This window comes from Chryseolinea sp. T2 (assembly GCF_037203685.1).
Taxonomy (GTDB): Bacteria; Bacteroidota; Bacteroidia; order Cytophagales; family Cyclobacteriaceae; genus Chryseolinea.
The window spans coordinates 46,271-64,428 of sequence record NZ_JBBCAU010000009.1; the positions used below are offsets into that span (position 1 = coordinate 46,271).

Below are 18,158 nucleotides of genomic sequence, written 5' to 3' on the forward strand. Positions count from 1 at the left end.
AATCCCCACATGCCGATCGGCACAAGGGATGAAACTGCTATGAATTACCTCATTTCTCTGTCAAAGGTTCGTTTCGGCTTTTGAAGATATCGGCTGCACTGAATATTGCAGCGCGCATCGATAGCTCGCTGGCCTGGTTCTTACCGGCAAGCGAATAAGCCGTCCCGTGGTCGGGGGATGTACGAACGACAGACAGCCCGGCCGTGAAATTTATACCCTCTTCAAACGCTATGGTCTTAAAGGGCAGCAGCCCCTGATCGTGATACATCGCCAGAATTGCGTCGTACTTGGTATAATTGCCCGAAGCAAAGAACCCGTCGGCAGGGAAGGGGCCATAGGTGAGCCGACCCTTGTTGCGACTCTCAGCGATGGCCGGTTTAATCACCGTTTCGTCTTCTTCACCAATAAGACCATTATCTCCGGCGTGAGGGTTTAATCCAAGCACAGCAATCCTCGGTTTACCAATGGCAAAGTCTTTCCTGAGTGATCGCTCCATGATGGCCAGCTTGGCTTCGATCTTCTCCCTGGTCACGGCAGAGGCCACATCCTTTATAGGTATGTGCTCCGTTACCAGCCCGATCTTAAGTGCCTCACTTACCATGAACATCAGGCTATCCGTTGCGCCAAAAGTCTGCGTTAAAAATTCGGTGTGTCCGGCAAATGGAAACTCCTCGCTATGAATGGTATTCTTGTCGATAGGTGCCGTTACCAGAGCATCAATGCTTCCTTCCTTAAGTTCTTCACATGCCTGTTTAAGTGCGATGAGTGCCGCCTTCCCGGATTGAGTCGATGCTTTACCCGGAACAATTTCAAGCGACTCCTCCCAGCAATTGACAACATTAATTGTCTTAGGTGAAAGCTGTCCCTTTGTCCTTACCTGACTATAATGAAGATCTTCAATGTTGAGTTGCTTCTTGTAGAATGAAATTGCCTTAGTGGATCCATACACCACCGGAGTTATCATGTTGAGTACACGATTGTCGGCCAGTGCCTTGATGACGACCTCAGGTCCAATGCCATTTACATCACCAAGTGTAATTCCAATGCGCGGCTTTATTGCTTGCGTCATGATCTGTGTTCAATATCTTGGCGATTTAGCGAAAATATCTATCTGTTCCTTGTAGATTGTGCCCTATGTGTCGTGAGTAGTAATATATGAACAAGGTCAGACCCAAGAAATCTTTAGGACAACACTTCCTGCACGACCAGCAGATCGCACGTCGCATTGTAGACGGTCTTGTGATTGAAAACAAACCAATGCCGCTACTGGAAATCGGCCCGGGTATGGGTGTCCTCACCCGTTACCTCACCGGTCGCGATGAGATCGATCTTAAAGTGGCCGAGATTGATCGTGAATCAATTGCCTATTTGAAGCAACATTTCCCCTTGCTGGAGGGACGTATTATAGAAGGTGATGTACTCGAGGCAGAATGGCCCTCTGTTTTTCAAGGTCATTTTGCTGTTATCGGCAACTTTCCCTACAACATATCGTCGCAGATATTCTTCAAAGTACTGGAGAATCGGGATAGAGTTGATCAGGTAGTATGCATGCTGCAGAAAGAAGTCGCCGATCGTCTTGCTGCTTCACACGGTTCTAAAACCTATGGCATCCTCTCGGTGCTGTTGCAGGCCTTCTTTAAAATAACTTATCTGTTCAAAGTTCCTCCGGGTGTATTCACTCCGCCACCAAAGGTGATGTCGGCTGTGATACGACTTGAACGCAATGATGTGGAGCGTCTTCCATGCGATGAGGTTTTGTTCTTCAGGGTGGTGAAGCAAGCGTTCAATACGCGACGTAAGACCTTGCGCAACGCACTAAAAAATCTAAATTTGCCAGCCGAAATCTCAGGCCTTGAAATCATGGATAAGCGCGCTGAGCAGTTGTCTGTCGGTGAATTTGTATCACTCACTTTGATAATCGAACAACGTCGTGGAGGAGCCGCTGGTTGAATTTGAGTTGACGAAAGAATTCCGTGATCGCTTCCAGGAAGCATTGGATCAGCGGCAAAGTGATTTCATCAGGAAGACACTCGAAGATGTTAAGCCTGCCGATATAACGGGCTTGCTTTATGAGTTCAATCCCGAGGAAGCAAAGTATGTATTGGATCTGCTTGCCGTCGATGTACAGGCGGAAGTTGTTCGTGATCTCGACCCCGACACGCGTAAGCGTTTTCTAAAAGCATATCCTCCATCTGAGGTCATCGTGCTACTTAATCAGCTGGCGTCAGATGATACCGCGGATATTCTTAATGAACTTCCAATTAAGGAACGCGAGCAGGTACTTTCCGGCCTCGACACAGAACTCAGGATCCAGGCAACAGAACTACTGCGCTATGAAGAGAATGTAGCGGGTGGCTTGATGGCAAAAGAGCTTATCAAGGCGCGTTACTATTGGACGGTTGTTGAATGCATAGAAGAAATAAGGAAGCAGGCGGAAAGTGTTGATCGGTTTTATGCGATATATGTTGTCGACGAAAATGATGTTCTGCTCGGAAGAGTTGCGCTGCAGGATCTGATCCTCAAAGATGCCAAGACCATTGTTGGAGATATTACTGAGAAAGGCGGCGTTGCCGTCGAGACGTATTTATCAGACACCGACGTCGCTGAGTTGATGAAGAAATACGATCTTGAATCTATTCCTGTTGTGAACGTTCAGGGGAAACTCGTCGGTCGTATCACTATCGATGATATCGTCGACGTAATCACTGAGCAGGCCGAAGCTGAGCGTCAGGCGATGGCCGGTATCAGCGAACAGGTTGAGGAAGATGATAGTGTATGGCGTAACAGTCGCGCCCGCCTGCCGTGGTTACTGATCGGCATTTTCGGCGGGCTTATGAATGCCAAATTCATGGGCTTATTCGAAGCAGAGCTGGCGCGGATCACAGCAATTGCTTTCTTCACTCCATTGATTCAGGCAACTGGCGGCAACGTAGGGATTCAGTCTTCTTCACTGATCGTTCAAAGTCTTGCCAATCCTGACTTCGTTGATGAGGGACTTTGGAAGCGCCTTCTGAAAGTTTTCTTTGTGGCGTTGTTGAATGGCATCGTGTTATCGGGACTGGTGTTCGCTGCAAATGTCGTTCTCTTTGGAGAATACGAACTCTCTCTGGTTGTATCGATAGCGCTGTTCAGCGTTATTTTATTCGCGTCGTTTATAGGTACCGTTACGCCACTTATCCTGAGTAAGTCCGGATTCAATCCGGCACTTGCGGCAGGGCCGTTCATCACGACAACAAATGACCTTCTGGGACTTACGGTATATTTCATCACTGTTCACTTCATGCTCTAATGAGTTCACGAGTTTGCCTGGTAATAGATCCAATGCATGAGAGCCTTTTTTCCATGTTAAAGGAAATAGGATGGACGGTTGATTATCAGCCGGACATTAGCAGAGCACGTATTAAGGAGATTGCGTCGAACTACGACGGACTTATCGTAAGAAGTAAGACGTTTATTGACGGCGAGCTTCTGGGGCCGTCACCCACTGTTCGTTTTATCGGACGGGCAGGAGCGGGTCTTGATAATCTTGATCTTGAATATTTGCATCAGCATAACATTGCCGTATTGCATGCGTCGGAAGGAAACCGAGATGCAGTAGGTGAGTATACGGTGGGGGCGTTGCTGAGTCTTATGCGAAATATCCCTCGGGCTGATGCACAGGTCAGACAGATGCAGTGGGAGCGTGAGGCAAATCGTGGTGAAGAAATCATGTCGAAGACCGTCGGAATTATTGGATACGGCAATATGGGCAGGGCCTTTGCTCAAAGATTGTCGGGATTCGGATGTAACATTATCGCATACGACAAATACAAAACCACCTATTCGGACACATTCTGTAAAGAATCAACAATGGACCAGATTTGGGAAAATGCAGATATTTTGAGTCTGCATATTCCTCTTACCCCCGAAACCAGGGGGCTGATCACGATAGATTATCTGAAGCGGTTCCGCAGGCCGATAATTCTGGCGAATACGGCTCGCGGTGAGATTGTTGAAATGCGTGTTGTGGCGGAAGCTCTACAGCTCGGGCTGCTTCGCGGTGCAGTTCTTGATGTGCTTCAAAATGAGAAATTGGATCGGCTTACCGCCGAACAGGCTTCCAGTTTTGAATTTTTACGTAAACGATCCGATGTAATATTCACCCCCCACATTGCAGGCTGGACGTTTGAATCACATGTGAAAATAAACGTAGCTTTGGTTAACAAGATAAAAGTGCTTTCGCAGTCCTGAGCTTAGTGGACTGCAGCCTGCTAATATGCCCTACGTGCAACAGCGAATGAAGAAGCTAAAGGAGGTTTTCAATGGAATCATTGAAAAGCCTTTGCTTACGTCCACCCTCGTCCTCATTGTTATCACATTTCTCGTAGTTGGCCTGAGCCTTCCTTACTATTTGAATGAGTTCGACTCATTCATTCCTCAGATCCTTGCAGAAGCGCACGGCATGATCTTCGACATTGCCATCATCGGTATCCTGATATTCTGGCTGAATCACAATGGTGAAATCCGAAGACGCATCAGGACCTATAAAGATGAAATTGATGACTTTCGTTTGTGGGAATCCGAAGAAGCCGCGTTTCGTACAGTCGGTAATATTAAACGTCTCAACCGCCACAAGATTCACGAGATCAATCTTGTAAACTGTCACCTGCCGCGTACGAACCTCAACTATGTGAATCTGGCAGGATCCAATATCAACTCTGCAAATATTTCACAGTCGTCGCTGATCGAGGTTGTCATGGAGAATGCGCGACTCAATCAGACGAATTTTGAAAATTCGAATCTGAACCAGGCAAACCTGAAAGGTGCATACGCCAGTGGCGCAAACTTCCGCGACGCATTTCTTATTAAAGCAAACTTCGAGAATGCTTTTCTGATCAAAGCCACTTTTAACAATGCGTTTCTCATGGAAGCAAATCTCCGAAACTGCTATTTGATGGGCGCCGACTTCGAGAACGTTAGCCTCTACAAGGCCGATCTCAGAGGAGCAAAAGGACTTACGGTAGAACAGCTCTCCAAAGTAAAGACGCTCTATCTAGCCCGATTCGACGAAGAAATTCTATCGCAACTTAAGACCAGCCTTCCTGAATTAGTGGGTATGTAGCGACTTGTGTCGTCGCACCGGTGCCTTGGCAGTGCAAACGTCATTTTTGCATAAAAGCAATTAAGTATTACCTTTGTTCACGGCAACGGTCTCAGCGATGAGACCGTTGTTTCTTTTTTTGTCGCCGCCGAATGGTTTGTTCCTTGAGCTGCGCAATAACCAGACATAAATTTATTGGTGATCATGAGCAAGAAGATTTCTTATTATACGAAAGACGGCCTGGAGAAACTTAAGACTGAATTGAGCCAACTCAAGACGAAAGGACGCACTGATATTGCGCATCAGATCGCAGAGGCGCGCGACAAAGGTGACCTTAGTGAGAACGCGGAATACGACGCTGCTAAAGACGCACAGGGTCATCTTGAGGCAAAGATCGCTCAGCTTGAAGACCTGGTTTCCAATGCCCGCCTGCTCGATGAAACCAATATTGATACTTCGAAGGTATCGATCCTGTCGCGTGTGACCATCAAGAACAAGAAGAACAACGCGAAAGTTACCTATACACTGGTATCCGAAGAAGAAGCCGATTTAAAGGCGGGGAAGATCTCAACCATGTCGCCCATAGGCAAAGGGTTGCTCGGTAAGAAGATTGGTGATGTAGCGAAGATCACAACGCCTGCAGGTGAGATTGAATTCGAAGTAATGGAGATATCAGCCTAGTCAATAACATTCATGGCATCGATATTCACAAAGATCATACGTCGCGAGATACCAGCGCACATCGTCGCTGAAGATGAGCATTGCATCGCCTTCCTGGATATTAATCCTCTCGTGTTGGGGCATACTCTGGTAGTCCCTAAGAAGGAGGTCGACTATATCTTTGACCTTGACGATGCATCACTCACGGCGTTACACCTTTTTGCAAAAAAGGTTGCCCTGGGAATTGAAAAGGTTGTGCCATGTGAACGCATAGGAGTGTCCGTAATAGGTTTGGAGGTTCCTCATGCTCATGTTCATTTAATTCCTATGGATAGCGCGGACGATCTCAATTTTACCCGGCCAAAGCTCAAACCGGGCCAGGAGGAACTAAAGTCCATAGCAGAGCAGATCAAAGGCGCGCTTGCATAGTCTGCCATTCGGAACTTGCATATTCATTTATCGTCGTTGAATTTTTCAGGAGCGTCACGCTACATATAGCGGGTTCGTTCTGATCTCGTGCTTACGCCGCATCAGTCAGTTGCACTCAGTTTTGCTGGCGGCACTTCAATACCTTGACATTTGAGATTTTAAAGGGGATGTTCTGATAAAATAATGATTTTGTTTTATCAGACTGCTCTTAATTCTCTGTTGTAACCTACATACGATTGCCTCACATATTCAAACGAATGAATATGAGTTATAACAGAATTTTGTTCCGGCATAGCGGCTAATTCAACGAATAAAACACCGGAATCGTCTTTTGAAAAGATAGTTTATTCTGTTAAGTTCGAATAGGCGGTCGCTTGAGCTGTGCTGCGCCTATCGGGACCGTTGTCCCTGGAACTGGTGAATATAATTGCTTTAGACACCGAGCTCTGGCCGGGAAATTTCCCCGGTTTCTTCCCGCACCGGATGAGTTACGTGTCTGTGCTCTCCTCCCTTCCGACCAAACGCTTAGACTCATAACCTAAACCTTACCCACGATGTCACAACACTACAGTTCATCTTAATTCAGTCGGCCCACAAGTCTGGGCGTAACCAGATGTAAACGTGCGCAGTTCCGGCCTTTGCCGGATTGTAAGGTCTCACACCTCACCGAATGAGGTGGTGCAGATCTGTATTGTCTTTACTGCCGCGACCGCCTCTGAAAAAAGGCGGAACGGTAGTGTATTGTCTAAATCTAACAATCATTGAAATGAAATTGTTTTTACGAAAAAGAACTTCCTTCCTGATAGTAATATGTTTGTTTGGTGCCATCAGCGTGACTGCACAGCTTAAAACAATCACCGGCAAAGTCACCACGCAAAGCGATGGGCAGGGCATCGCCGGTTTAAATGTTTTTGTAAAGGGAAACACGGCGAGAGGCACTGTTACAAATGAAAAGGGCATCTATTCCTTGGAGGCTTCTCCTGCAGATATTCTTGTATTTAGTTTCATTGGACTTCAGACCCAGGAGGTTGAAGTTGGGAATTCAACTTCGCTGGACGTGAAGATGGTGGAGTCATACAGCGAACTGGGAGAACTCGTTGTGACAGGTACCCGTAACGTTGGGCGTACCGTTTTAGAATCGACTGTGCCGGTGGATGTGATCTCAATTGCCGACATTATGGGTGACATGCCCCAAATGGACCTGGCGCAAATGCTTGCCGTCGTAGCGCCAAGCTTTAATGCCGTACGATCCCAGGGCGGAGATCTGGATTCTCACGTCGATCCTGTGCAGCTGAGAAACATGGCCCCCAATCAAATCCTGGTACTGATCAACGGTAAGCGTCGTCATACATCTGCGCTGCTCATCACTGGCACTGCAGTTGGAAGTCCTTCGACGTCTGTCGACATGATGACTATTCCCGCATCAGCCATAGAAAAGGTTGAGATCCTCAGAGATGGCGCTGCGGCGCAGTACGGTTCCGATGCCGTTGCCGGAGTGGTCAACATCATTCTGAAAAAGAGCACTGGTAAACTGACAGGTAGCCTTACCGGTGGAGGTTATCTGAATTCTGGCAACAATAAGGCTGTAACGGAATCCATGGAGAAGAACAATCAACCGGAAAAGATCACTCCCGACGGAGATCCGGATGGATTCAATTATCAGCTTGATGCCAACTATGGTTTTGAAATCGGCAGCAAAGGCTATTTCAATGTATCAGGACAGGTTACTCAAAAAAGAAACACGCTTCGTCCGTTTATCAACGACTGGGGATTTTATGACGACACTTACCTGCTTAATCAGCGAACCGACAAATACGGTAATCCCGTAATTACCAATCCCGAGCTTGTTGCTGCCCAGGCCGACGGTGATGCTGCTCTTGCAACAACGTTGAGTACACAGGAGGGGATCATGGATGCTCGCGGCTTGAAGCGCGAAGACTTTGCAGTGTATGCAGGTATGCCCGCTATTACGCTTGGGAGTATGTTTTACAATGCGGGGTATGATCTGAATGAAAATACAACCATTTATGCGTTCGGAGGTGCATCATACAAATTTCTGGAAGGATTCTCCTGTTACTTTCGGCGTCCGGCTCAAACCGACAGGTTTAACTATCTGCTGTATCCCAACGGATTCAGGCCCCAGATGACGTCGAACACAGCCGACATATCAACCACCATTGGTGTTCGCAGCAAGGTCGGAGAGTTCAATGTAGACTTCAGCAACACATTCGGAAAAAACCGGATGCGCATTGGGATGGAAAATACAATCAATGCGTCCATGGGTGCGCTTTCACCCGTGAATATGTTTCTGGGTACTCACCAGTTTTCACAAAACAGCACGAACCTTGACTTCTCAAGGTCATTCCCTGATGTTTTGCACGGGCTGAACATTGCTTTTGGTGCCGAGATGAGGATTGAGAACTATATCATCGAAAAAGGGCAGGAAGAAGCCTACACTTATGGTGACGCGGGTGTACTTACTGTGATTGAAGATGGCTTTCTGGTTGGCCCCGATGGCAAGCCATTGCAGGATGCAAGCAGCGCTCCGATGGTGGACGAGAATGGAGATCCGATCAGTGTGAACTCAGGTCAGGAGATAACTGTAAAGTCACTATCGGCGAATTGCCAGTGCTTCGCAGGCTTTGGTCCCAAAAACGAGCGTGACGAATTCCGGACAACAATGGGCGCATACCTCGATGCTGAACTTGACATAACCGAGGATCTGCTCGTCACCGGTGCAGTTCGCTTTGAGAACTATTCGGACTTCGGCGCGGTGCAAATCGGAAAAGTGTCGGCGCGATACAGTATTACAGACAAGTTATCGTTAAGAGGTTCCGCTGCTACCGGGTTTCGGGCGCCTTCACTGCAGGAACTTAACTATACGCATACGGCAACAGCGTTTGTTCCTGACGAGAATGGTATACCCCAACCGTTGGATGTAACAACATATCCCACTAACAGCACAGCCGCACGTGTCCTGGGAATCAAGGAATTGAAGCAGGAAGAATCCCGCACCTATTCACTTGGCCTCACCTTCCAGCCATTACCAGCGTTCGAAATCACAGCAGATGCCTATCAGATAGATGTCGACGATCGCATATTCCGCACAGGCTATTTCAATGCCGGTGAAGTCGGCAATCACTACGACGAAGTAATAGGACAGGGAGAAGCACAATTCTTTGTCAACGGTGCGGACGTACGCACGCGCGGTATTGAGCTGGTCGGTAGCTATGCCCTTAGCCTCACAGCCAACTCCGGCCTAACGTTTAATCTTGCCGCAATCTTCGCGCAGAATGAAATCACTAACCGTAAGCCACTTGATTTGAACGTCGAGAATCTTACTGAGGAAGAGTTGATAGGAAAGTATCTCAGCCGCGATGTGGTTGGTCAGTTCGAGACAGGTACGCCTCGTCAGAAATTCATCGGATCACTTACCTATCAAAAGAGTAAGTTCTCTGCGATGTTGCGCGGCACATATTTTGGCTCTGTGACAGAACTTTCTACTTCGACTGATTCCGAAGGCAACTACTACGACCAGAAGTATACCCCTCAATGGGTATTTGACCTGAGTTTTAACTATAATCTGTCAAAGAACATTAAGCTTTCCATAGGTGGCAGCAATATCTTCGACAACTACCCGGACATCATGCGTGTAGAAAATCAGGGCTTCTATCTGTATTCGAACAATCAGCAAGGATCTAACGGCGCGTATTATTATGGTCGTATCATGTTCAACTTCTAATCAAAAAGGAATTATGAAATACAATTTATTGATTAAGGGTTTAATCATCGTGACAGCGCTGGCAATCGCAGGCTTATTGACCTCGTGTGAACAGGAAGACTACCAGCCGGCGACCAGTGTTATGCCAGGAGGCGGTACAGTAACAACCTATAAAGCCTACACACTTGGCGCTGCCGATCCGGGAGGTGAAAACATTCACGGCCGAATCGTGTTTTACAAGTACAGCTCAACTGTTACGCTGGTACAAATGGGATTGTACAACACTGATCCTGATACCGAGTACGCTTCCGAAATATACATCGGCGCTCTTATCGATGGTTCGAGCACGGTAAGCAAGGCATTGGACAAAGTCAACGGGGAATCCGGAGGGTTTACTACGTACAAATACTTCACGATCAAAGACGAGACTTTCTTCGATGGCCTGGACGCTTACGATGCCAATGTGAGAGTTAAACTTGGCGCGACAGTAGTCGCTGCCGGCGACATCGGCTCCAATGCAGAACCAGTAGATGTGTCAGAGTGAGAGTGAAGTGTGAGAGCGAAATTCATCGCTCTCACACTGTTCCTCACTCTGATTTTAAAAGGTCACTTCGACCTTTCTCATGGCTGACTTTATGCGCGCAAGTTCTTCAGCACTTATGGGATTACCTTTAATGTAAAGCCTCTGCAGTTTCTTTAATTGGAATATTTCAGCGGGCAATGTCTTAATAGAATTGTCGTTAAGCGCTAGCGTCCGCAAGTTGCTTAGCGATTGTATTGCCGCAGGCAAAGTCTGGATTTGATTGTTGCTGAGATCAAGTTCTTCAAGTTTCTCCAGCGAGAATATGGCGTCAGGTACTACGCTGAGTTTGTTGGATGCAACGCTTAATGTTCTAAGTTTTGTCAGCCCCGTAATATTCATCGGCAAAGTCTTGAGCTGGTTGTCGAAAAGAAATAGTCCCTGAAGCTTCGAAAGAAAATTGATGTTTTCCGGCAGCACGGAAATTTTGTTTTTCTCGAGGTCAAGTAGTTCAAGGTTTGACAATTGGAGGATTTCGTCCGGAAATTTTGTGTATCCCTGATCAACAAGCGACAATCTCTTTGCATTCTTCGGATGTTTAAGGGCTGTGGTGAGACTGTTGTAATAATCATCGCCGATGATTATGTTAAACTGACTAGTCGAAGTATCAGCATTCGGACGGTCGATACCCATCGCTGTAAGAAACACGGGATTAAGGATAAAAACACCTTCTGCCTGTTCTATTGGATCACTTGCAGGTTCATGGTAGTCTCTTCCTAAACCGAAATGAATGCGAAGGATGAATTTGGTAAAAGAAGTCTCTTCTGATATCATTCTGCCAAATGACGGAGGCAGGGAGGTAATAGTGCGAACTACTTCACGACCACATTCAAAGCCGATGTCTCTCATCAGTTTCACATTTGAGGTGTTACCCATAGTGTTAACTTCAAATGAAACCTGGACTATGCCTTCGATTTTCATTCGTCGCGCTTCTGCCGGGTATTTAAGCTCGGTTCTGACATGATTGTAAAATGGAACCAGCTCAGGTATTGAAATGGAATCCTTTTGTTTTCGTTCTAATGTCAATTTGAACTTGTCTTCCAGGGGGATGGCAATACGCACTGTATTGAATTCCGGATGCGAAATTGTCATAGCTGTCGCAGAAGAATCTACACTCAATTCAAAGTAGCCAAGGTAATTGGTAACAGTACTGGAAGCAGTTCCATCAAGTATAACGGTGGCACTTCTAACGGGCTTTTGTTCTTCCTTATCGAGTATCCTTCCAAGGATTTTGCGCCCTTGCGCCGAGGCAGTAGGCATTGTGAGTCCTGTAACCAACAATGCAAATAGTAGATGTTTGTATATCAACGTTTAAATAGATATCAACGGTTTTATCACACCAACTGTCTTTCTACAGCGTCAGGCAAGTTGAAGTGCGAATTTCCTGGCAAGTTAAAACAGGGCGGGTTGCCATCAAATAGGGTCTTGTTTTTCTGTATTGTTTTGCTGGCTGCGGCGAATTGGGGTCGTCGGAAAAGACAAACAGGATGAAAAGATTACTCGGCATTATGCCCAGCTTGAGCAGTCAATTGGGCTATCCGAGTAGTTGACTTGTAAATGAAAGGATTCAACGCAATAACAGAGTGAGAGTGAAGTGTGAGAGCGAATAAGAGTAAGGAACAGTGTGAGAGCGATGAATTTCACTCTCACACTGTTCCTCACTCTGATTTCACTATGCTACTTATAGAAGTACGGATCAAGCACCATTACCTCTACAATCGCGCCCACTGGCAGCCCTGTCTTTTCTGCCGACTTTCGAATAGCTTCAGGCGATGGTGCATCGTAGATGCAGTAACTTTTCTTTTTGTCGGGTGTTACGTAGGAGTGAACCCACGTTACGTTGTCTTCCAGGTTCTTCGACACCACAGTAAGGCAAAGCTTGCTTCCTTCTTCGTTGATGGGCACCATTAAACCATTGGGAAAGGAGCGTTCAACCATGTAGCGTTTCATGGCTATTGTTTTTGTACCTGTTGTTTGCGCTGCTGAGCGCGTTAAGGAGAGGGTGGTCATCATCGCGATGACGGCAATCATACTGATCGTTTTCATTTTCTTTATTTTTTGAATTTGTTATTGAGTTGTGTTCGCTGCCACCGGCGCGCCTGGTGAGCGTCGTCTGGTTGCTGCGTTGCACGATACAAAGGTGAAGAGGCCATCACAGTCATAAATCGGGACCATTCCCTATATTCCTCAACTCCATTCCCTAATTTGTGCGGTAGCCAGCAAAATTAGGCTTGCCTATGTGAACTGCTCATTGCATCCGTAAGACGCTTGGATCATCATCGTCATTTTACTTTATCATGATTGAGCTATAGGTTCTGATCAGAGAAATATGCTTCTTAGGTGGCAAATTCCAGGCCCCCTAAACTTATGTGCAGATCCCGAGCCCACAGGCAGTTGCCGCATTTGCCGGTCTGCGCGATCATTATTTTGCTTGTCTTTACAGGTGGTCGTACCTGTGCTCAGACTTCGGCTCAGCATCCGATCGAAGTGTCCTATCTCTCCGTTCCGGATGGACTAAGTTCAGCGATCGTGCACAGTGTATTTCAGGATAGCTATGGATTCCTCTGGTTTTGCACCAATAATGGGTTGCAGAAGTACGATGGCTATGGATTCCAAACTTACAAGCGCATCCTCAACGAGCCGACTTCAATTGCCAGCAATGTGGCATGGCATGTTTCTGAAGATAAGGACAACAACCTATGGGTTTCGAATGGCGCAGGTGTTTCTGTTCTCGACCGCAGGACAGGGTTATTTAAAAACTATGAATTTTCACCACGATTTAATCTGACTGCCGGCATTGACGAGTTGGTTTTCAAAACCCTGCGTGATTCCCAAGGGAGGCTCTGGGCGGGGACGCGGGATATTGAACTAGCCCAATTTGACCCGGCGGCTGATGACTGGAAGCCTGCTTTTTATGATGTTCCGCAGCTTGATCCGCGCGCACCACACTCAGGTACGACACTCGCCATCGCTGAAGATTCGAAAGGAGGAATCTGGTCGTCGTCGAGCGCCTTTGGACTCATGCACATGCCGGCCGGTGCCAAAGGATTTAAGCAGGTGGTACTAAATGAAAGTCCTGCTCCCGCAGCGTTTAACATCGAAAAAAATTACATCACAGCCCTCTACATTGATGAGCATGATATAGTCTGGATTGCAAGCAGGAATGGAGTCTACAAATATTTTCCGGAAGCAGGGGAGCTCAAGACCATCAAGATCTATACAGAGTCCATGGCGGACAACAATAACCACTTCAATGATATTGTCCGCGATCCTTCAGGCAATGTTTGGGTAATGAATAACTGGCGAGGCATGTTGAAATTTCCCGCCGGCTCGGATGCCTACGAGGAAATAGCAATTGCCGGAAGGACAAGGGTGCCCGGCCGGGCATGGAATATCACCATGACTAGTCTTACAGTTGATAAGAGCGGCATCTTTTGGTTTGGTTCATTGGAGAATGGTGCCATCAAGTATGATCCGGTAAATAAACCATTCTCAGTCTTTGTCCATGAAGAAACCAATCCGTCAAGCATCACCGGCAATAGCATCTTCGGCGCGGCTGCTTCGACGGTGAAACCAGGCGTAATCTACGTCGGCATTCGGGGAATCGGACTAAATGTTTATGACCCTTCCAGGGCGGCCTTCCAGAAGGTGCCCATAAAATTTGTTAATGACCGTTTCGGCGGTTCGGCTAGAGGGCTTACTGAAGCGCGCGATGGCAGTGTGTGGGTAGGGTCGTTTGGAGATGGCCTTATTAAGCTGGATAAGGATTATCATGAAGTAGCCAGATACGGCTACGATGCTAAGTCTGAAACTAGTATCTCGGGTAATGTGATTCGGGTAATACGCGAGGGTAAGGACAAACAACTCTGGGTGGGGACCAACAGTGGCCTTTGCGTCTTGGATCCTGCTACCGGAAATTTTCAAAGGATCGTGGCCAGAGATGCCAAGCACTATCCTCTTTCATTGTTAACATCACTTGACAATCTTATGTCGGGCGATGGACTGATTGGAAAGATTGACAAGGCACAGAACATTGAAGACAAAACGCTGAAAGTTGAAATTCAGGATTCGGGCACCTATGTCCTCGTTGTAACGGGTGAAGCCGACTACGTAAGCCCTGCGGATTTCGGTTGGATTGAAAATCTCAAGAACGACACCATATGGTCCTTCCCCGAATTTGAGAGTACACATCATGCCGGCGGTGGTATCAAGAACAGAGTAGTGGTCGCGCCAGTTAAGCTTGAAGCAGGTTCATACCTGCTGCGTTACAAGACTGACGACAGCCATGCCTACGGCAATTGGAACGAACAGGCTCCTGATCAAATCAGCCTGTACGGTATTGCGCTCCTGAAGATAGGAGATGAAAGTATTCTCACGGAAATTGATAAGTCGCAGGCGTCAATAACAAATGAGATGCTGATTGCAGGTAGCAACATTCAGGATGTCGAAATAACGGATAAGTATGTCTGGGTAAGTGCTATTGGAAGTGGCGTCAGTCGCATTGACCAGGTGGCAAGAACAGTTGAAACCTTTACTTATAAACCTGATGATGTCAATTCATTGATCAGCAATCAGGTTAATGACATTCTCTCGGACAAGCGCGGCAATATTTGGCTGGCTAGTGTCAACGGTCTTAGCAAATTCGACGGGCAGACCCGTAAATTCATTAATTATGGTGAGCATGATGGCCTTCCAACAAACATTGTAACCAGCATACTGGAAGGTGACAATGACGAACTATGGATAGCGACTGAGAATGGCATCTCCCAAATGGTACCCAATGAAAAGCTTGGAAAAGTTACCTTCATAAATTACAATTCTACTGATGGCCTGGGTGGCGATTTGTTTACGACACTGACCGGTGCCAAGAGTTCGGACGGCAGATTCTATTTCGGTGGCGAACATGGACTCACGACGTTTACCAGTATAGCAGCGAACAAGACTCCGCCCATCGTAGTGTTCTCCAATTTGTTGGTGTCCAACAAATCGGTGCTTGCACCCGACGACGAAGTTCAATTGACCGGTGGTCTGGAAAATGCAAAGAGCATCGAAGTCCCCTACAACAAGGACAACCTGAGTTTTGAATTTGCTGCATTACACTTCGCTAATCCAAAGAAGAATCAGTACGCCCATATGCTCAAAGGCTACGACAAAGACTGGGTATACGACAACCGGAACTTTGCCTCGTATACAAACCTCGATCCAGGAGAGTACGACTTTATGGTTCGCGCTTCCAATGCTTATGGTATTTGGAATGAAGAAGGAAAGTCTATTCATATCACTATCCATCCGCCCTGGTGGCAGACCTGGTGGGCATATGTGAGCTACTGTCTGGCGTTTATCGGCGTTGTTTATGCCGGTGATAAGGGAATACGAAGCAGCATCAAGGCACGAGAACGGGAACGAAGCAGACAGAAAGAACTCAAGCAGGCACGTGAGATTGAAAAAGCATATACTCACCTGAAGGAGACGCAGGCACAACTTGTTCAATCCGAAAAGATGGCTAGCCTGGGCGCACTCACGGCTGGAATCGCTCATGAGATTCAGAATCCTTTGAACTTCGTAAACAATTTTGCGGAGATTAACAGAGAACTGCTCGAGGAGATGAACGAAGAAATCGCGTCGGGCAACTTAGATCATGTGAAAGAGCTGGCGCAAAACATCGCAGACAACGAATCTAAAATTAGTTACCACGGCAGACGGGCGGATGCTATCGTGAAGGGAATGCTGCAACATTCAAGAACCAGTTCAGGAACAAAAGAGCCAACGGATATTAATGCTATTGCCGATGAATACCTGCGTCTTGCTTATCACGGCTTAAGGGCAAAAGACAAGTCTTTCAACGCAAGCATGAAGACTGAATTTGATCCTGCTGTGGGTAAAATAAATGTTGTATCGCAGGATTTGGGGCGGGTTATCCTCAACCTCATTACCAACGCATTCTATGTCGTTGCAGAGAAGAGATCGGAGTTGAATGGCCGGCTTGTCAACGGAGTTAAGTATGAGCCAACAGTGACGGTAAGCACGCACAAGGTATCCGACAACGTCGAGATACGCGTGAACGACAACGGGACGGGTATACCACAGTCGGTACTGGACAAGATTTTTCAACCATTCTTTACAACGAAGCCATCTGGCAAAGGCACGGGCCTTGGTTTGAGCATGAGTTACGAGATCGTTACAAAAGGGCATGGAGGAGAACTAAAAGTTGAGACAAAAGTGGGGCAGGGGACTACATTCATCATTGTATTACCAAATGCTATTATAAATGAAAATACTCGTGGTTGACGACGAGCAGGACGTCAAGGTTTTGTTTGAGCAACGCTTCAGAAAGGAAATCCGGGATAAACGCGTGGAGTTCGCCTTTGCCTTCTCAGGTGAGGACGCTCTTGAATTGCTGCAGCGCTGGAATCACGAGGCATTGTTAATACTATCCGACATTAATATGCCTGGCATGAGCGGATTGCAATTGCTCGTCGAGGTAAAGAGGACTTATATGAAACCGCCTCCTGTTGTGATGATGATTACCGCCTATGGCGACGCCGAAAATTTTAACATGGCTAAGTCACTGGGTGCCGATGATTTTCTCACTAAGCCCGTTGATTTTACCCTTTTAAAGGAAAAGCTAAACCTTAACAGTTAATGACGAAGATTTTGGTGGCCGATGACGAGACAGACCTCGAGTCACTCATCAGGCAGAAGTTCAGGCGGCAGATTCGTGAATCACATTATGAATTCGTATTCGCCACCAACGGTGTTGATGCATTAAAGAAAATGGCGGAGCATCCCGACATTTCGCTTGTGCTCAGCGACATCAATATGCCGGAGATGGATGGCCTTACGTTGCTGTCGAAGCTGAATGAACTTTCACCTCTCAGCAAGACGGTAATTGTATCTGCATACGGCGATATGGAAAACATTCGCACGGCAATGAATCGCGGTGCTTTCGATTTTGTCACCAAGCCAGTGAACTTCGAGGATCTGGAAGTGACCATGGAAAAGACGATCAGGCATGTTAACCAGATCAAATCAACATTACAGGCGATCAGGGAAAATAACATCCTGAAGATGTATGTTGATCAGAACGTGCTGCATTTCATGGGCAGCCGCGAGTACGAGGCTTCAGTTTCAGCAAACGAAACTGTCGACGCCACGGTTGTCTTCATCGACATATGCGGTTTTACAGCAATCAGTGAGCGTGAACCTGCAGACACCGTAGTCCGAATGCTGAATGGCTACTTCGACGTTATGGTTAAAGAGATCATTGCTCAGCAGGGCATCGTCGACAAGTTCATGGGTGATTGCGTCATGGCCGTATTCAAAGGCGACTATCACCTCGATCGTGCTATCGATGCAAGTTTGAACATAAGGAACAAGATCGATACGTTGCCGTCACAATTATCATTCTCGCCGAAAGTAGCAATTGGCATTAACAGCGGCGAGGCCATCAGTGGAAACATTGGCGCCATCTCCCTGCGCCGGCTTGATTATACTGTTGTTGGCGATATGGTCAACACCGCCCAACGATTGCAGTCTGTTGCGGGAGAAGGGCAGATCGTTATTACTGAAGAGGCCTATAATAAAATCAAAAACTCCTTTGACTGTCAATCGCTGGGGCAGATCAAACTGAAAAATAAAGCGGCGGCCCTGACCCTGTACCAGGTGATGAGCTGATGTTATAAATGAAT

General features: G+C 46.9%; 14 protein-coding genes. 11 read left to right on the plus strand and 3 right to left on the minus strand.

Annotated elements, in window-relative coordinates:
- Nucleotides 1–49: 49 nt before the first annotated feature.
- Nucleotides 50–1,069, minus strand: coding sequence for a 4-hydroxythreonine-4-phosphate dehydrogenase PdxA (gene pdxA / locus WBG78_RS25105; protein ID WP_337329266.1), 1,020 nt, complete (start codon nucleotides 1,067–1,069; stop codon nucleotides 50–52).
- An 86-nt stretch (nucleotides 1,070–1,155) separates the two neighbouring features.
- On the opposite strand from pdxA, the gene rsmA reads away from it, so the two are divergent.
- The 8 genes from rsmA (at nucleotide 1,156) to WBG78_RS25145 (ending at nucleotide 10,434) form a co-directional block, all read left to right on the plus strand.
- On the plus strand, nucleotides 1,156–1,950 hold the full coding sequence (rsmA, locus tag WBG78_RS25110; protein WP_337329267.1) for a 16S rRNA (adenine(1518)-N(6)/adenine(1519)-N(6))-dimethyltransferase RsmA: 795 nt from the start codon (nucleotides 1,156–1,158) through the stop codon (nucleotides 1,948–1,950).
- Nucleotides 1,931–3,289, plus strand: coding sequence for a magnesium transporter (gene mgtE, locus WBG78_RS25115; RefSeq protein ID WP_337329268.1), 1,359 nt, complete (start codon nucleotides 1,931–1,933; stop codon nucleotides 3,287–3,289). The genes rsmA and mgtE overlap by 20 nt, the downstream gene beginning before the upstream one ends.
- Nucleotides 3,289–4,230 (plus strand): NAD(P)-dependent oxidoreductase, encoded by a 942-nt coding sequence (locus tag WBG78_RS25120; RefSeq protein ID WP_337329269.1) that lies wholly within the window; start codon nucleotides 3,289–3,291, stop codon nucleotides 4,228–4,230. The genes mgtE and WBG78_RS25120 overlap by 1 nt, the downstream gene beginning before the upstream one ends.
- A gap of 46 nt (nucleotides 4,231–4,276) precedes the next feature.
- Nucleotides 4,277–5,101, plus strand: a complete 825-nt coding sequence (locus WBG78_RS25125; RefSeq protein ID WP_337329270.1) for a pentapeptide repeat-containing protein — start codon at nucleotides 4,277–4,279, stop codon at nucleotides 5,099–5,101.
- Nucleotides 5,102–5,284: 183 nt separating this feature from the next.
- A complete protein-coding gene (greA, locus tag WBG78_RS25130; RefSeq protein WP_337329271.1) occupies nucleotides 5,285–5,761 on the plus strand; it encodes a transcription elongation factor GreA in 477 nt (158 codons plus the stop codon).
- Between the two features lie 12 nt (nucleotides 5,762–5,773).
- Nucleotides 5,774–6,169, plus strand: coding sequence for an HIT family protein (locus WBG78_RS25135; RefSeq protein ID WP_337329272.1), 396 nt, complete (start codon nucleotides 5,774–5,776; stop codon nucleotides 6,167–6,169).
- Nucleotides 6,170–6,935: 766 nt separating this feature from the next.
- Nucleotides 6,936–9,911: a TonB-dependent receptor gene (locus tag WBG78_RS25140; protein ID WP_337329273.1), complete on the plus strand. Its 2,976-nt coding sequence runs from the start codon at nucleotides 6,936–6,938 to the stop codon at nucleotides 9,909–9,911.
- Between the two features lie 13 nt (nucleotides 9,912–9,924).
- Nucleotides 9,925–10,434: a hypothetical protein gene (locus WBG78_RS25145; RefSeq protein WP_337329274.1), complete on the plus strand. Its 510-nt coding sequence runs from the start codon at nucleotides 9,925–9,927 to the stop codon at nucleotides 10,432–10,434.
- 54 nt (nucleotides 10,435–10,488) lie between these two features.
- Here WBG78_RS25145 and WBG78_RS25150 read toward each other — a convergent pair whose 3' ends face one another.
- Both WBG78_RS25150 and WBG78_RS25155 read right to left on the minus strand, forming a co-directional pair.
- Nucleotides 10,489–11,730 (minus strand): leucine-rich repeat domain-containing protein, encoded by a 1,242-nt coding sequence (locus WBG78_RS25150; RefSeq protein ID WP_337329275.1) that lies wholly within the window; start codon nucleotides 11,728–11,730, stop codon nucleotides 10,489–10,491.
- Nucleotides 11,731–12,147: 417 nt separating this feature from the next.
- The gene (locus tag WBG78_RS25155; RefSeq protein ID WP_337329276.1) at nucleotides 12,148–12,516 is read right to left on the minus strand and encodes a DUF4242 domain-containing protein; all 369 of its coding nucleotides are present in this window, start codon (nucleotides 12,514–12,516) and stop codon (nucleotides 12,148–12,150) included.
- A gap of 321 nt (nucleotides 12,517–12,837) precedes the next feature.
- Between WBG78_RS25155 and WBG78_RS25160 the strand changes: the two genes are divergently transcribed.
- Genes WBG78_RS25160 through WBG78_RS25170 form a run of 3 tightly spaced genes read left to right on the plus strand, consistent with a single transcriptional unit; the run spans nucleotide 12,838 to nucleotide 18,144 of the window.
- Complete coding sequence (locus WBG78_RS25160; RefSeq protein WP_337329277.1) at nucleotides 12,838–16,758, plus strand: sensor histidine kinase; 3,921 nt, start codon at nucleotides 12,838–12,840, stop codon at nucleotides 16,756–16,758.
- Nucleotides 16,739–17,113, plus strand: a complete 375-nt coding sequence (locus WBG78_RS25165) for a response regulator (RefSeq protein ID WP_337329278.1) — start codon at nucleotides 16,739–16,741, stop codon at nucleotides 17,111–17,113. Before WBG78_RS25160 ends, WBG78_RS25165 begins: the two co-directional genes overlap by 20 nt.
- Nucleotides 17,113–18,144 carry an adenylate/guanylate cyclase domain-containing protein gene (locus tag WBG78_RS25170; RefSeq protein ID WP_337329279.1) on the plus strand — a complete coding sequence of 344 codons (1,032 nt, stop codon included), beginning with the start codon at nucleotides 17,113–17,115 and terminating at the stop codon, nucleotides 18,142–18,144. Before WBG78_RS25165 ends, WBG78_RS25170 begins: the two co-directional genes overlap by 1 nt.
- Nucleotides 18,145–18,158 lie beyond the last annotated feature (14 nt).

Excerpts from the sequence above, each read along its gene's own strand:
- WBG78_RS25170 (WP_337329279.1), top strand. The coding sequence starts at position 17,113 with ATGACGAAGATTTTGGTGGCCGATGACGAGACAGACCTCGAGTCACTC.
- WBG78_RS25165 (WP_337329278.1), top strand. The coding sequence starts at position 16,739 with ATGAAAATACTCGTGGTTGACGACGAGCAGGACGTCAAGGTTTTGTTT.
- greA (WP_337329271.1), top strand. The coding sequence starts at position 5,285 with ATGAGCAAGAAGATTTCTTATTATACGAAAGACGGCCTGGAGAAACTT.
- WBG78_RS25140 (WP_337329273.1), top strand. The coding sequence starts at position 6,936 with ATGAAATTGTTTTTACGAAAAAGAACTTCCTTCCTGATAGTAATATGT.
- pdxA (WP_337329266.1), bottom strand. The coding sequence starts at position 1,069 with ATGACGCAAGCAATAAAGCCGCGCATTGGAATTACACTTGGTGATGTA.
- WBG78_RS25145 (WP_337329274.1), top strand. The coding sequence starts at position 9,925 with ATGAAATACAATTTATTGATTAAGGGTTTAATCATCGTGACAGCGCTG.
- WBG78_RS25135 (WP_337329272.1), top strand. The coding sequence starts at position 5,774 with ATGGCATCGATATTCACAAAGATCATACGTCGCGAGATACCAGCGCAC.
- WBG78_RS25150 (WP_337329275.1), bottom strand. The coding sequence starts at position 11,730 with ATGCCTACTGCCTCGGCGCAAGGGCGCAAAATCCTTGGAAGGATACTC.
- WBG78_RS25155 (WP_337329276.1), bottom strand. The coding sequence starts at position 12,516 with ATGAAAACGATCAGTATGATTGCCGTCATCGCGATGATGACCACCCTC.
- rsmA (WP_337329267.1), top strand. The coding sequence starts at position 1,156 with ATGAACAAGGTCAGACCCAAGAAATCTTTAGGACAACACTTCCTGCAC.
- WBG78_RS25125 (WP_337329270.1), top strand. The coding sequence starts at position 4,277 with ATGAAGAAGCTAAAGGAGGTTTTCAATGGAATCATTGAAAAGCCTTTG.
- WBG78_RS25120 (WP_337329269.1), top strand. The coding sequence starts at position 3,289 with ATGAGTTCACGAGTTTGCCTGGTAATAGATCCAATGCATGAGAGCCTT.
- WBG78_RS25160 (WP_337329277.1), top strand. The coding sequence starts at position 12,838 with ATGTGCAGATCCCGAGCCCACAGGCAGTTGCCGCATTTGCCGGTCTGC.